The following is a 12,348-nucleotide window of genomic DNA, read 5'->3' as shown; positions in this document are numbered from 1 at the left end:
GGGCTGTATATATACGCGGAATATTAGGGAAGTAATCAGTCATACAAATGTATCCTCACCAATATAGTTTGTAAGGGCTTCTAAAAAAGCTTTTTTACGAGGGCGGCTGATTTGAAGCTGTTCTCCTTTGATTTTCAGCCAGTTTTTATCAATACTCTCCACATATTTCAAGTTTACCAAATAATAATTATGAGAGCGAAAGAAGCCATCTTCCTTCAATCGTGCCTCCATATTTTTCATAGACTCAAGGATGGAAAATGTCTCTGTTATCAAATGGAAATGCAAATAGTGTCCTTCGCTTTCAATGTATAAAAGATCGTTCAGCAGGATTTTGCGGATGCCACTTCCGATCTTAACAGCAAGTGCTTTATCAGATTGAACTGAAAACTTTTTCATGACTTTTTTGAAGTGTTCTAAAAAATTAAAATAAGTAAGCGGTTTCAAAAGGAAATCTGTTGCCCCAACCGAATATCCTGCAATCGCCCACTGGACATAATTGGTAATAAAAACGAGCAATACAGCATCATCCATTTTGCGGATACGCTCTGCCGCTTCCATGCCGTTCATCACATCCATTTCGACATCTAAATAAATGACATCATAGTTGCTTTTATACTGATTGACAATTTCTATCCCATCGTTGTAGCAATCGATTGAAAGTTCCAGTTGCTGTTCTGAAGCATACGCCTTGAGATATCGAAGTAAAGTTTCTTGGTGTCTTAAGTTATCCTCCACGATGGCAATCTTCATTTTTCCTTCTCCTTTATCTGATTTTGCAAAAAATGAATGAATCTATACAACATATGCAGACTGAATATTAAAGCGCTTGCATACATGATAGACTAACCTTAGTTTTTAAGCAAGTTAAATCTCAGAAGAAAAAAAAGGGAGGGCTCAAAGATGGATGTGACAGAGCTGATAAGTAAGCTGTCGCTTACCGAAAAAGCGTTACTTCTTTCAGGAAAAAATAATTGGGAAACAAGAGATATGCCGAGGTTAAATCTCCCCGCTTATTTTTTTGCTGACGGGCCGCATGGCATTAGAAAACAAGAGGGGAAGTCCGATCACCTTGGTTTGAACAAAAGTCGTGCAGCAACATGTTTTCCAACAGCGGCAACAGTAGCAAACAGTTGGGATGAACAGCTGGCCGAACAAATTGGCTCTGCACTCGGTGAAGAAGCCAAGGCGCAGCAAGTCGATGTTTTACTCGGCCCAGGTTTAAATATTAAGCGTCATCCGCTAGGCGGTAGGAACTTTGAATATTTCAGTGAAGACCCTTATCTGTCCGGCAAAATGGCAGCTGCTTATGTGAGAGGTATACAGCATTCAGGAACGATTGCTTGCCCAAAACATTTTGCAGCAAACAGCCAAGAAACACGTCGCATGGCATCAGATTCTATTATAGATGAACGGACATTGCGCGAATTATATCTAACTGCCTTTGAAATCGTGGTGAAAGAAGCAAAACCGAAATCAATCATGAGTGCTTACAATCAACTAAACGGTATCTATGCTAATGAAAGCCGTTTTTTATTAAGGGATATTTTACGAGCCGAATGGAATTTTGACGGTTTTGTTGTATCTGATTGGGGTGGCAGCAACGACCATGTTGCGGGTGTCATAAACGGAAGCCATCTTGAAATGCCGTCAACCGGCGCTGCTGGTGCCGCGGAACTGATCCAAGCGGTCGAAAACGGCAATTTACACGAATCAATCATCGATGAACGCCTTCAGGAACTGCTATCCGTTTTGCTTGCCAAGCCCAAGCAATCATCAGAACAAACTCTTTCAGAACACAAAACAAGCGAGCATCATGACCTTGCCTGTCGAGCCGCATTAGAAAGTGCAGTGCTCTTAAAAAACCAAGATCACATTCTGCCGCTTCGATCAGGTGTGAAAATAGCGATTATTGGTGCTTTTGCCGAGGAACCGCGCTATCAAGGTGCAGGATCATCGTTTGTCAATCCGACTAGATTAGACAGAACGACAGAAATTATCGATCAATACGATTTGAATTACATCGGATTTGCTCAAGGCTATGACACAAAAAATACGATTTCAAAAGATCAATTTGTGCAAGAAGCAGTTTCACTCGCAAGACAAGCAGAAGTTGTTTTATATTACTTTGGTTTGGATGAGTCGAGTGAAAGTGAAGGAATGGACCGGATTCACTTTACACTCCCGCCCAATCAGCTTGAGCTCTTACAAGAACTAAAAAAAAGTAAATTCGAATATCGTCGGCATCCTTTCAGGCGGTTCAGCAGTGGATTTGTCTTTTGATCAAGACGTAAAAGCGCTTTTGCATGGCTATCTGAGTGGACAAGCAGGCGCTAAAGCTATGCTTGACCTCGTTACAGGGAAGGTAGCTCCGTCAGGAAAACTGAATGAAACTTATCCACACAAGCTGGAGGACACCGTACTCGGTCATGATTTTCCAGTTGAAACAAAAGAAGTTTTTTATCATGAATCGCTTTTCGTCGGGTATCGTTACTATCAAACTGCCGAAGTCGGAGTAAAGTACCCGTTTGGATTTGGGAAAAGTTACAGCAGCTTTCGCTATTCCGAATTGAAAGTTAGGCAGAACGGAGTCGAATTTACCCTTGAAAACACTGGAGACTGTGCCGCAGCCGAAGTAGTACAACTATACATATCAAGTGAGTCGAACGCTGTTTTTCGTCCACAGCGAGAATTAAAAAACTTTCAAAAACATTTTTTGGATAAAGGCGAGTCAAAAACTATTTTCCTTGCGTTCGATGAATATACCTTCCGTTATTTTGACAAACAGACGCACCGGTTTGAAATCGAAGCAGGAGACTACCACATTGAAATTGGTGCTAGTTCCGCGGATATCCGTTTAAGCGGCAGTATCCATCAAAGCGGCACACTCGCAGCCCAACCAGATCAAACCAAGCGTTATCCGCATTATTTCAGCGGTAAAGTAAAACAGTTGCCGCTTGGCGAATTCGAAACCCTGCTTGATAAAAAAATAACAGATATTGAAGCAGAGAATAGCGCAGGAGATCTCCTAATCGAAAATGATCCCTTAAGCGCCATGAAACAATCCAAAAGCATTCTTGCTCGGCTTAGCTATCGTTTTTTAAATGCGAAAAAAAAAGCGCAGTATTGCGCGGGGCAAGCCTGACCTCAATATCTTATTCCTTTTCAATATGCCCTTTCGAGCGATTCAAAAAATGACGGGCGGAAAAATAGACCAGCATATGGTTGCCGCTCTCCTTGAAATTGTAAACGGTCATTTCTGGAGAGGATGCATTGGGTTGATTAAAGCTGGTCGCAATAATCGCACGATCACGAAAAAAATTTACAGTGAGGTTAAATCGAATGAATAAAATAACAGACAAACCAGAAGTAAATGGATTTCGCAGGTTCAAGGCCGAACATCCAGATTTGACAGAATTCATCTTGTTTAACCTGCTCAGCAATGTAGCAACCATCACAAATTTCATCATGCTTTGGCTTGGAACAGGCTGGTTATTTAAAAGCTTATCTGATATTCCATTCAGCTGGTTTATTTTTCATTATGCACCTGAAAATGGGGGACTTGGTGGTTTTTTTAGTTTCCTGTTTGCCTACATACTCGCTCAGATTGTCAACTTTTTTTGTGCAACGTAAATTTGTATTCGGAGCAACGAACAATATTTTTAAAAGTCCTTCCTTGGTATATCGCAACCGTTACCGTTGCAGGAATTATCTCCGTGTGGCTACCGCCCTATGTGATTCAGATTCTCCAACCAGCACTTGGCGGATTCGCTCCAACTGTTGCCAATATCGTAAATATTGTCGTTCAAGTCATCATTAATTATCCAATGATGAAATTTATTATTATGAAGAAGGGATAACCATGAAAAACTTAACTATTATTGTGCCGTGTTTTAACTCAGAAGACTATCTTTCTCGCTGTATTGATTCCCTTTTAATTGGCGAGGAAGCACTTGAAATTTTGATCGTTAATGACGGTTCCACGGACAGAACAGCCGAACTTGCCGAAGCATACAAAAAACGCTTTCCAAAGACCATCCACGTCATCCATCAGCCGAATCGCGGTCATGGAGGGGCGATTAACACCGGACTTAGAGCGGCAACCGGCAGGTATTTAAAAGTTGTTGACAGCGATGACTGGGTGGATCAGACTTCACTTTTAAAGCTGATCGAAACTCTGCAGCAACTTTCGGAAGGTGAGGAGCCGGATCTGCTAGTGAATAACTATGTCTATGAAAAACAAGGTGTTAGGCGCAAAAAAACAGTTCAATATACGACTTTTTTACCGCAAGACCAGTCCTTTAATTGGCGAGATGTCAAATTTCCAATTGGTAAATATTTGCTCATGCATTCATTAATTTATAAAACTTCACTTCTTAAAGAACATTTGCCGCCACTTCCTGAACATACTTTCTATGTGGATAATCTATTTGCCTTTTGGCCGCTGCCTTTTACAGAAAAAATTTACTATCTCAACATTGATTTATACCGCTATTTTATTGGCCGAAGCGATCAGTCTGTTAACGAAGAAATCATGATAAAGCGAATTGACCAGCAGCTTTCCGTAAACTATGAAATGATCAATTACTACACAATAATTGCGAAAGAGAGATGCAGTGCGGCGAAGTACATGCGGCAATTTCTTGAAATCATCACCTCCGTTTCCTCCGTCTTGCTTTTAAAACAGCCGACAGCAGAAAATTTAGTTAAAAAGCGGCAATTATGGCGTTATATTCGCGAAAATGACAATCGTCTTTATCAAAAACTGCGCCTTAGTCTATTGGGGCAGGCCGTGCATTTGCCTGGACAATTTGGACGCAGAACGACCATTGGCGTCTATAAAGTTTGTAAAAAAGTTTATGGTTTCAATTAAATTGAAAAAGGAGGTTCGCGATGTTGAAACCACATTATGATTATCTTGTTGTTGGTGCGGGCTTATTTGGTTCTGTCTTCGCGCACGAAGCGGCAAAACAAAAGAAGCGTGTGCTTGTGATCGAAAAACGTCCTCATATTGGTGGAAACATCTATACAACATCCCGTGCAGGAATAATTATCCATCAATACGGAGCCCATATTTTCCATACAAAAAACAAAGAAATCTATGATTATATCCGTCAGTTTGCTGATTTCCATCCTTTTATCAACACGCCAATCGCAAATTATCAGGGCGAACTTTTCCCATTACCGTTCAACATGCACACATTTTATGCACTTTGGGGAACAACTTCCCCTCAAGTAGCTAAGCGTAAAGTCGAAGAGCAGACAGCCCCTTATCAAGGATGCAAGCCCCATAATTTAGAAGAACAGGCATTGTCGCTTGTCGGACCGGACATCTATCAAAAACTAATCAAAGGATATTCTGAGAAGCAGTGGGGAAAAAAAGCGAGTGATTTGCCAGCATTTATCATTCGCCGGCTGCCGCTCAGATGGACATTTGACAACAATTATTTTGACGATCCTTATCAGGGTATTCCAATTGGCGGTTACACACCGATCATTGCTAAGATGCTCGCTTCGCCGTACATTGATGTACAAACAGATACTGATTTTTTTTCAAGCAAAAGATGATTTTTTAACCCAAGCTGACCAAGTGATTTATACCGGAATGATCGATCAATTTTTTGATTATCAATTTGGGGCGCTTGAGTATCGTTCGCTGCGTTTTGAAACAGAAGTGCTTGATCAAGCTGATTTTCAAGGAAATGCTGTTATCAACTACACGGATGCTGAAACGCCGTTCACGCGCATCATTGAACATAAGCATTTTGAAGGCGGAAAAGGGCATCAAACCGTTATAACGAGAGAGTATCCCGAAAACTGGAATCAGACAAAAGAACCCTACTATCCCATCAATGATAGACTTAATAATGAACTTTATAAGAAATATGCGGCACTTTCTCGAACTATGCCGCATGTGTATTTTGGCGGGCGTCTCGGCCAGTACAAGTATCTCAACATGGATCAAGTCATCTATGCCGCGCTGACTCTTGCTAAAAATGAATTTAAAAAGCTTGGAAGCCTCATCAAGAATTGAAATCTTGACGAAGCTTCCAAGCTTTTCTTAATTGATTAAATCATCGAGAGCCGCATCAAGTGTATCAAAGCGGAACTCAAAATGTTCTGCCAGCAGTTTTTCGGGATAGACACGCTGGCTGTCAAGGATGGATACGGATTTTTCGCCGAGTGCTGTTTTGATAGCAAGCTCTGGAATCCATAAGCGATACGGCCGATGAAGCTTTTTACCGAGTTTTTTGGCAAATTGCTTTTCTTGAAGGGGATGTGGTGCCGTAAAGTGAATAACATGATCTAGCTCTGTATCTTCAATCACAAAGCGGATAGCGCGTACTAAATCGTTAATATGAATCCAAGAATACCACTGCTTACCTTGACCGAACGTGCCCCCAAGGCGTTTGTTAAAAATGGTTTTAAAAAGTGGAAATGCTCCACCGTCTCGTCCTAAAATCAAGCCAAAACGTGCATAAACCATGCGAATACCGAAATTTTCAGCCGGCTGTACTGTTTTTTCCCACTCGGCAACCGTTCGCCCAAGAAAGGACGAGCTTTGCGGGTTTTCAGTTTCTGTCAAGTCAGAATAAAGCGCGCTGTATGAGGAAGGATAAGCGCCAATAGCGCTGGCGTTAATCCAAACAGGCGGTTTTTTAGCCATCTTTGACACGAGTGCAAGCAGCGCCGCGGAGGCTTCAATTCGGCTGTCAACGATTTCTTTTTTACGTTTTTCTGTCCAGCGACCTGTTGCGAGGTTAGCTCCCGCAAGATTGATAACAGCATCAAAAGGCACGTCGCCAAGTTCTGGAAGAGGACTTTCCCCATGTAACCATTCTATAAAGTGAACATTTCCGGTTGAAGCGTGACGAGAACGCGATAAAATGTAGACATGATCGTCCGTTTCGGTAAAAGATTTTGTCAGATGACGACCAATGAATCCGCTCCCGCCCGTGATTAAAATATTCACAAACTCACCCCATTTCTTTTTATTTATTCCCTGCTCGCTTAGAATAGAAACGTCGAAATGAGTGTGGTAAGATAAACAGGGAGGTTTTGATATGATAATCACAGCGATCCGTTTGCAGGAAAAAAATAAAGAGCGTTACAATATTTTTATTGATGAAAAATACCGTTTTAGTGTGGATGAAGAGGTTTTGGCGCGGTTTAGTCTCTTGAAAGGGAAGACGCTTAGCGAAAACGAGATTAGTGAAATTGAACAAGCCGACAGCGAGAGAGTTGGACTGAATCGAGCCATACAATTTTTGTCGCACCGGGTGCGTTCGGAAAAAGAAGTACGGACTTTTCTTGCTAAACATGAAATTGCACCAGAACAGCGTGATGCGATCATTCAAAAGCTTGTCGAAATGGATTACTTAGATGATGCAGAATTTGCCAAGCTTTATGTGCGGACACAGGCGAAGACAACGACAAAAGGCCCTAAAAAAATCGAACGTGAACTGATTGAAAAAGGCATTGTTCGCGAACTAATTGTTGAAAGTTTGGCTAACTATCAATCAGATGACCAAGAACAGAATGCCTTGAAGGAAGCCTCGAAGATTGCAAGGCGCAGTCGAAAAACGGCCAAAAAGCTTTTGGTTAGAAAGATTCAAGGGGATTTAATGCAAAAAGGCTATTCGCAAGAACTTGCTAAATGGGCATCTGAAGAAGCGACGCATAATTTGGATGAATCGGATGAACAGACAATACTAGCCGATCAACTTGAGAAGCTAATGCGCAAAAATAAGCGGTTTGATGCACGCAAAGCGAAACAAAAAACCATTCAATCACTGATGCAAAAAGGCTTTAGCTATGATACAATTCAGGCTTATCTGATGGAAAATGAAATTGATTTTGAAGAGGTGGAAGAAGAGTGAATCAATATGTAGAAGAGCTTACGAAAGCGCTCGAAGCAAAGAATCCAAATCTTACTCACGATCAGGCACTTTGGTGGATTGAGATGCTTTGGTCAGACTTTGAAAGTTCATATGCAAAAGCAGGCTACCCGTATCGCGGTGCCGAATATGCAGCCGATTATGTGAAACGTCAAATCGAACAACATGGGGCTACGCTTCACTTAGTAGAACGCAAACAGAAAGAAGGGGAAGTTTGATGAAACAAAGAGGATTTGAAATCGTAACAAAGGCCAATCGCAAGTTTGCAGATGAAACCATTCTATTACCGCAGCGCTCGGATGCGGGCTCAGCTGGCTATGATTTTTACTCCAATGAGGATGCAAAAATCTATCCCGGCGGCTCGCATACTTTTTTTACTGATGTGAAGAGCTATATGCTAGATGATGAGGTTTTAATGGTATATGTTCGTTCATCAATGGGCATTAAGCGCGGACTAAATCTTTCGAACAGCACAGGCGTAATTGACGCCTCGTATTACAGTAATCCAGAAAATGACGGTAATATCGGAATCGCACTTCGAAATATCGGAAGCGAAGAAGTTGTGATTCAAAAAGGGGAGCGAATCGCTCAAGGGATCTTTACGAAGTTTTTAACAGCCGATACAGAAGAAGTGCTGAATGAATCTCGTGATGGCGGTTTCGGCAGCAGCGGATTATAATGGAAAACAAAAAAAAGACAGCGCACGCGGCGCTGTCTTTTTCGTTATGGGGTGAAACTATATTGCGACCGGAACCAGTTTTTTCTGCAGTTTTTCATCAGAAAAAATCCAACCGGTATAAGATGATAGAATATTTAAGTTATCATCAAGTCTTACGACGGCAACGAATGGATAGTGTCCGTTACTGCGGTATCTCAAATCCGTGAACGTCACATAAGTTGCATCTAACTTTTCTTCGATTCTCCAATTGTAAACCTTTGAGAATGAAACGAAAGCGGCAAGGTTTTTATCAAGTTTCGCTGCGCGAATCAGTTCATTATCCGGAACGGGCAGACGATCAAATTTTTCATAGATCGAAATATTTCGTTTGAATGCACGTCCGACATAATAGTGATCTTTTGTCGTGACAGCTACTCGCCACTGGAAGAAATGAATCGTGGATGCCACAATAATTTCTTCTGCGTCAGGAATCAAATTTCTAACAGCATGTGTGATCATGCGCTGTGTAACAGCTCTTGCGACATAATACAATGCCAAAATACCATAAAGCGTAAAGAATGTCGGTCCAGCAGGAGCCCCTAATAACCAAATCGCGATCGCAACGACATGCGAACTGAAAATGAACCAATCGAATGTGTTGATAAAGCCGAACGCGACCCAGGTATCCTTAAACGGGCGAACCGCTTGCGTACCGTAGGCATTAAAAATGTCGACAAAAATATGAAGCCCGACTGCGATGAAGCTCCAAAGCAGCAAGTGTAAAAACGTTGCCGCCGGAAAAAGAAAGAAAAGTACCGTTGAAATCAAGAGCGGCCAGATAAACAGCATCGGCAGAGAATGAGTAACCCCTCTGTGATTGCGAATATAGTCCGCATTATTTTTAAGTTTTAAAACCGTGTCTACGTCAGGAATTTGAGAACCGATAATCGTTGCTGCCATAATTCCGATCATGGCGTGCGAACTGCTTGCAACAACAGGATCAATCGTAGCGAGCCCGCCGAGTGCAATCCCCATAACAACATGTGTGCCAGTGTCCAAATGCTTTCCTCCTCGTACAGATGAAAGAGGTCGCTTAGAAAGATTCTAAGTGGCATCTTCCTGCAACAAAATGGGACTAGAGTGATAAACGCTGCTCAGCTCATCTTTTTACACAGAAGTCTGTTCAAAAAAACGCCTGTTTCTGTATAATGGTAAAAGCTAAGCTATTCATCTATTCCCTCATCTACATTATACTACACATTGCGAATAACTACACATTAAAAATTTATGAGAATTATGGTGACCGAATGAAAACAAACGAATTTAAAAACTGGAATCAGGTTAAAATCAATAGGTTCAGAGAAGCACTTGTCAGTTGGTATTTGTCGAACAAACGTATTTTGCCTTGGCGTGAAAACAGCGATCCTTACCGAATTTGGGTATCCGAGGTGATGCTTCAGCAAACACGTGTTGATACCGTTTTGCCTTACTTTGAACGTTTTATGACAAAATTTAAAACGATGCAGGATTTTGCTTATGCAAAAGAAGCAGATATCTTAAAAATTTGGGAAGGACTCGGCTACTACTCACGTGTTAGAAACCTGCAAATTGCAATGCGACAAGTGATAGAAGATTTTGACGGAGTTACCCCCAGTTCAAAAGCAGAATTGCTGAGCTTAAAAGGAGTGGGTCCTTATACAGCAGGAGCCATTTTAAGTATTGCATACAAACAAGCCGAACCGGCCATTGACGGAAACGTCATGCGCGTCATTTCGCGTATTTTTGAAATTGATGAAGATATTATGAAGCCGAAAACGCGGAAAACGTTTGAAACCATTTTATATGAACTTATTGATCCGGATGCGGCTTCGGAATTTAACCAAGGTTTGATGGAAATCGGTGCACTGGTTTGCACACCGAAAAAACCAATGTGCTTATTATGTCCGCTGCAAGAATTTTGTGCATCACATCGAGATGGGAGGGAACTTGATTTTCCGGTTAAAATTAAGAAAACCAAGTCAAAAACTCTCGAACTTGTGTCGGTCATTGTGGAACAAGACGGGAAATATTTGGTTGAGCAGCGCGCGAGTACAGGCCTGCTTGCAGGCCTGTGGCAATTTCCAACGGTTGAAGCGAAACCAGATGAAAATATCGAGCTGATAAAGCTGAAATTTATGCGCGAATATGGTGTGGGGCTCAAATTTGCTAGGGAGAACTTGGCGCACGTGAAGCATATTTTTTCGCATCTCGTTTGGGAAGTGGATGTGAAGCAAGCAGATGTTGAAGAAGGGGCTCCAATCGGGCAGACTCAATTTGTCACAAGACAGGAGCTTGCAGAACTTGCATTTTCTGTTCCCTATCAAAAGATGTGGCAGGCTTACGTAAATCAAAAAGGAGGAAGTAACAAATGAATAAAGTGGCACTTGTAACAGGAAGTAGTCGTGGTCTTGGACGTGAGATTGCGCTGAAACTGGCGGATAACGGCTACGATATTGCGGTAAACTTTGCGCGAAATCGTAAGAAAGCAGAAGAAGTAAAAGCTGAAATTGAAAAACGCGGACAGCGCTGTGAAATTTTTAAAGCAAATATCGGCGATGTAGAAAAAACACGGGCGCTGTTTGAGGAAATTAAAGCAAGCTTTGGACGACTCGATTTATTTATCAGCAATGCGGCGAGCGGTGTTTTAAAGCCATTAATGGAGCTTCAAGAAACGCACTGGGATTGGACGATGAATATTAACGCCAAGGCATTCTTGTTTGCAAGTCAAGAAGCAGCCAAATTAATGCAAGAGCAAGGCGGCGGAAAAATTATCGGATTAAGTTCGATCGGTGCGATTCGCTATCTCGAAAATTATACAACAGTCGGTGTTTCAAAAGCAGCCGTTGAATCGCTGACCAAATATTTGGCGGTTGAACTTGCACCGCTTGGGATTGCCGTCAATACGGTTTCAGGTGGTTTGATAGAAACAGATGCACTCGATCATTTTCCGAATAAGGCTGAGCTGATCGAAGATGCTGTTAAAAAAACACCGGCTGGCCGGATGGTACAGTTAGATGATTTAGTGAATGCTGTTTTATTCCTCGCAAGCGATCATGCGGATATGATTCGCGGGCAAACAATCGTTGTCGATGGCGGACGGACACTGCTTGTTTGAAAGAAAGTCTTGGATGAAAATTCATTTATCCAAGACTTTTCTTTTGTTTTCCCATAAAAAGGGCTTGAAATCTTGAATTTGAGAACATTTATACTTTTTTTGAGTTGTTTGCTTGTGGTATAATGATGTGGAACCGTTTCTAGTGGATGAAGAAAGTAGGAAAGCGTATATGTACTTGCCTAAAGAAAAGGAAATTATTCAAATCAAGAGTTACAAACATAACGGTAAACTTCATCGTACCTGGAAAAAGACAGTTGTACTGAAATCGACGGAAAATGTGATTATCGGCGGAAACGATCATACGCTTGTCGTGGAATCTGACGGACGAAAATGGGTAACACGTGAGCCTTCGATTTGCTATTTTCACAGCGACTACTGGTTTAATGTCATTTCGATGATTAGAGAAGACGGCTTATATCACTACTGCAACTTAGGAACGCCTTTTGCTGTTGACAAAGAGGCACTGAAGTACATTGATTATGATCTTGACATCAAAGTTTTTCCGGACGGGCGATTTCACTTGCTTGACGAAGGTGAGTATGAGCAGCACCGCCGCCAAATGAAATATCCAGATTCGATTGATCGCATTTTGCGGAAAAACGTGGATATTTTAAAGTCACTGGATTTTGGATAAAAAAGGT

Annotated in this window: 16 protein-coding genes and 1 pseudogene; 14 read left to right on the top strand and 3 right to left on the bottom strand. The window is 41.7% G+C overall.

Features of this window, described 5'->3' with window-relative positions; translation table 11 throughout:
- Positions 1 to 39: 39 nt before the first annotated feature.
- Positions 40 to 750, bottom strand: coding sequence for a LytR/AlgR family response regulator transcription factor (locus MFLO_RS09770; protein WP_036097776.1), 711 nt, complete (start codon positions 748 to 750; stop codon positions 40 to 42).
- Positions 751 to 900: 150 nt separating this feature from the next.
- Between MFLO_RS09770 and MFLO_RS16450 the strand changes: the two genes are divergently transcribed.
- The 8 genes from MFLO_RS16450 to MFLO_RS17015 all read left to right on the top strand — a co-directional run bounded on the left by MFLO_RS16450 (position 901) and on the right by MFLO_RS17015 (position 6,031).
- Positions 901 to 2,280: a glycoside hydrolase family 3 protein gene (locus MFLO_RS16450; protein WP_241433617.1), complete on the top strand. Its 1,380-nt coding sequence runs from the start codon at positions 901 to 903 to the stop codon at positions 2,278 to 2,280.
- A complete protein-coding gene (locus MFLO_RS16445; protein ID WP_241433616.1) occupies positions 2,264 to 3,142 on the top strand; it encodes a fibronectin type III-like domain-contianing protein in 879 nt (292 codons plus the stop codon). The genes MFLO_RS16450 and MFLO_RS16445 overlap by 17 nt, the downstream gene beginning before the upstream one ends.
- Positions 3,143 to 3,191: 49 nt before the next feature.
- Positions 3,192 to 3,347, top strand: coding sequence for a hypothetical protein (locus MFLO_RS16440; RefSeq protein ID WP_241433615.1), 156 nt, complete (start codon positions 3,192 to 3,194; stop codon positions 3,345 to 3,347).
- The gene (locus MFLO_RS16035) at positions 3,340 to 3,630 is read left to right on the top strand and encodes a hypothetical protein (RefSeq protein WP_206538329.1); all 291 of its coding nucleotides are present in this window, start codon (positions 3,340 to 3,342) and stop codon (positions 3,628 to 3,630) included. The genes MFLO_RS16440 and MFLO_RS16035 overlap by 8 nt, the downstream gene beginning before the upstream one ends.
- Positions 3,631 to 3,713: 83 nt before the next feature.
- Complete coding sequence (locus tag MFLO_RS16030) at positions 3,714 to 3,857, top strand: hypothetical protein (protein WP_206538328.1); 144 nt, start codon at positions 3,714 to 3,716, stop codon at positions 3,855 to 3,857.
- 2 nt (positions 3,858 to 3,859) lie between these two features.
- Positions 3,860 to 4,870, top strand: coding sequence for a glycosyltransferase family 2 protein (locus MFLO_RS09755; protein WP_036097775.1), 1,011 nt, complete (start codon positions 3,860 to 3,862; stop codon positions 4,868 to 4,870).
- Between the two features lie 20 nt (positions 4,871 to 4,890).
- Entirely contained in the window at positions 4,891 to 5,565 is a 675-nt protein-coding gene (locus MFLO_RS17020) for an FAD-dependent oxidoreductase (protein WP_338151518.1), read from the top strand.
- On the top strand, positions 5,525 to 6,031 hold the full coding sequence (locus MFLO_RS17015) for a UDP-galactopyranose mutase (RefSeq protein ID WP_338151517.1): 507 nt from the start codon (positions 5,525 to 5,527) through the stop codon (positions 6,029 to 6,031). Before MFLO_RS17020 ends, MFLO_RS17015 begins: the two co-directional genes overlap by 41 nt.
- Before the next feature lie 27 nt (positions 6,032 to 6,058).
- Here MFLO_RS17015 and MFLO_RS09745 read toward each other — a convergent pair whose 3' ends face one another.
- The gene (locus tag MFLO_RS09745; RefSeq protein ID WP_036097774.1) at positions 6,059 to 6,970 is read right to left on the bottom strand and encodes a TIGR01777 family oxidoreductase; all 912 of its coding nucleotides are present in this window, start codon (positions 6,968 to 6,970) and stop codon (positions 6,059 to 6,061) included.
- 91 nt (positions 6,971 to 7,061) lie between these two features.
- Between MFLO_RS09745 and recX the strand changes: the two genes are divergently transcribed.
- Genes recX through MFLO_RS09730 form a run of 3 tightly spaced genes read left to right on the top strand, consistent with a single transcriptional unit; the run spans position 7,062 to position 8,574 of the window.
- Positions 7,062 to 7,877, top strand: coding sequence for a recombination regulator RecX (gene recX, locus MFLO_RS09740; RefSeq protein ID WP_036097773.1), 816 nt, complete (start codon positions 7,062 to 7,064; stop codon positions 7,875 to 7,877).
- Complete coding sequence (locus MFLO_RS09735) at positions 7,874 to 8,113, top strand: YfhJ family protein (protein ID WP_036097772.1); 240 nt, start codon at positions 7,874 to 7,876, stop codon at positions 8,111 to 8,113. The genes recX and MFLO_RS09735 overlap by 4 nt, the downstream gene beginning before the upstream one ends.
- Entirely contained in the window at positions 8,113 to 8,574 is a 462-nt protein-coding gene (locus MFLO_RS09730; protein WP_036097771.1) for a dCTP deaminase/dUTPase family protein, read from the top strand. The genes MFLO_RS09735 and MFLO_RS09730 overlap by 1 nt, the downstream gene beginning before the upstream one ends.
- 57 nt (positions 8,575 to 8,631) lie before the next feature.
- Here MFLO_RS09730 and MFLO_RS09725 read toward each other — a convergent pair whose 3' ends face one another.
- Positions 8,632 to 9,612 carry a metal-dependent hydrolase gene (locus tag MFLO_RS09725; RefSeq protein ID WP_036097770.1) on the bottom strand — a complete coding sequence of 327 codons (981 nt, stop codon included), beginning with the start codon at positions 9,610 to 9,612 and terminating at the stop codon, positions 8,632 to 8,634.
- 248 nt (positions 9,613 to 9,860) lie between these two features.
- Here MFLO_RS09725 and mutY point away from each other — a divergent pair, with 248 nt between their 5' ends.
- The 3 genes and pseudogenes from mutY to ntdP all read left to right on the top strand — a co-directional run.
- Positions 9,861 to 10,964 (top strand): A/G-specific adenine glycosylase, encoded by a 1,104-nt coding sequence (mutY, locus tag MFLO_RS09720; RefSeq protein ID WP_051993600.1) that lies wholly within the window; start codon positions 9,861 to 9,863, stop codon positions 10,962 to 10,964.
- Entirely contained in the window at positions 10,961 to 11,707 is a 747-nt protein-coding gene (gene fabL, locus MFLO_RS09715; protein ID WP_036097769.1) for an enoyl-[acyl-carrier-protein] reductase FabL, read from the top strand. Before mutY ends, fabL begins: the two co-directional genes overlap by 4 nt.
- A 169-nt stretch (positions 11,708 to 11,876) precedes the next feature.
- Positions 11,877 to 12,348 (top strand): annotated as a pseudogene (ntdP, locus tag MFLO_RS09710) (nucleoside tri-diphosphate phosphatase); the annotation flags it as partial.

This window comes from Listeria floridensis FSL S10-1187 (assembly GCF_000525875.1).
Lineage (GTDB): Bacteria > Bacillota > Bacilli > Lactobacillales > Listeriaceae > Listeria > Listeria floridensis.
The sequence above is the reverse complement of the archived record's forward strand: the minus strand, read 5'-3'. Positions and strand labels throughout refer to the sequence as shown.

Excerpts from the sequence above, each read along its gene's own strand:
- MFLO_RS09755 (WP_036097775.1), top strand. The coding sequence starts at position 3,860 with ATGAAAAACTTAACTATTATTGTGCCGTGTTTTAACTCAGAAGACTAT.
- recX (WP_036097773.1), top strand. The coding sequence starts at position 7,062 with ATGATAATCACAGCGATCCGTTTGCAGGAAAAAAATAAAGAGCGTTAC.
- MFLO_RS16450 (WP_241433617.1), top strand. The coding sequence starts at position 901 with ATGGATGTGACAGAGCTGATAAGTAAGCTGTCGCTTACCGAAAAAGCG.
- MFLO_RS17020 (WP_338151518.1), top strand. The coding sequence starts at position 4,891 with ATGTTGAAACCACATTATGATTATCTTGTTGTTGGTGCGGGCTTATTT.
- mutY (WP_051993600.1), top strand. The coding sequence starts at position 9,861 with ATGAAAACAAACGAATTTAAAAACTGGAATCAGGTTAAAATCAATAGG.
- MFLO_RS09730 (WP_036097771.1), top strand. The coding sequence starts at position 8,113 with ATGAAACAAAGAGGATTTGAAATCGTAACAAAGGCCAATCGCAAGTTT.
- MFLO_RS09770 (WP_036097776.1), bottom strand. The coding sequence starts at position 750 with ATGAAGATTGCCATCGTGGAGGATAACTTAAGACACCAAGAAACTTTA.
- MFLO_RS16035 (WP_206538329.1), top strand. The coding sequence starts at position 3,340 with ATGAATAAAATAACAGACAAACCAGAAGTAAATGGATTTCGCAGGTTC.
- fabL (WP_036097769.1), top strand. The coding sequence starts at position 10,961 with ATGAATAAAGTGGCACTTGTAACAGGAAGTAGTCGTGGTCTTGGACGT.
- MFLO_RS16440 (WP_241433615.1), top strand. The coding sequence starts at position 3,192 with ATGACGGGCGGAAAAATAGACCAGCATATGGTTGCCGCTCTCCTTGAA.
- MFLO_RS17015 (WP_338151517.1), top strand. The coding sequence starts at position 5,525 with ATGTACAAACAGATACTGATTTTTTTTCAAGCAAAAGATGATTTTTTA.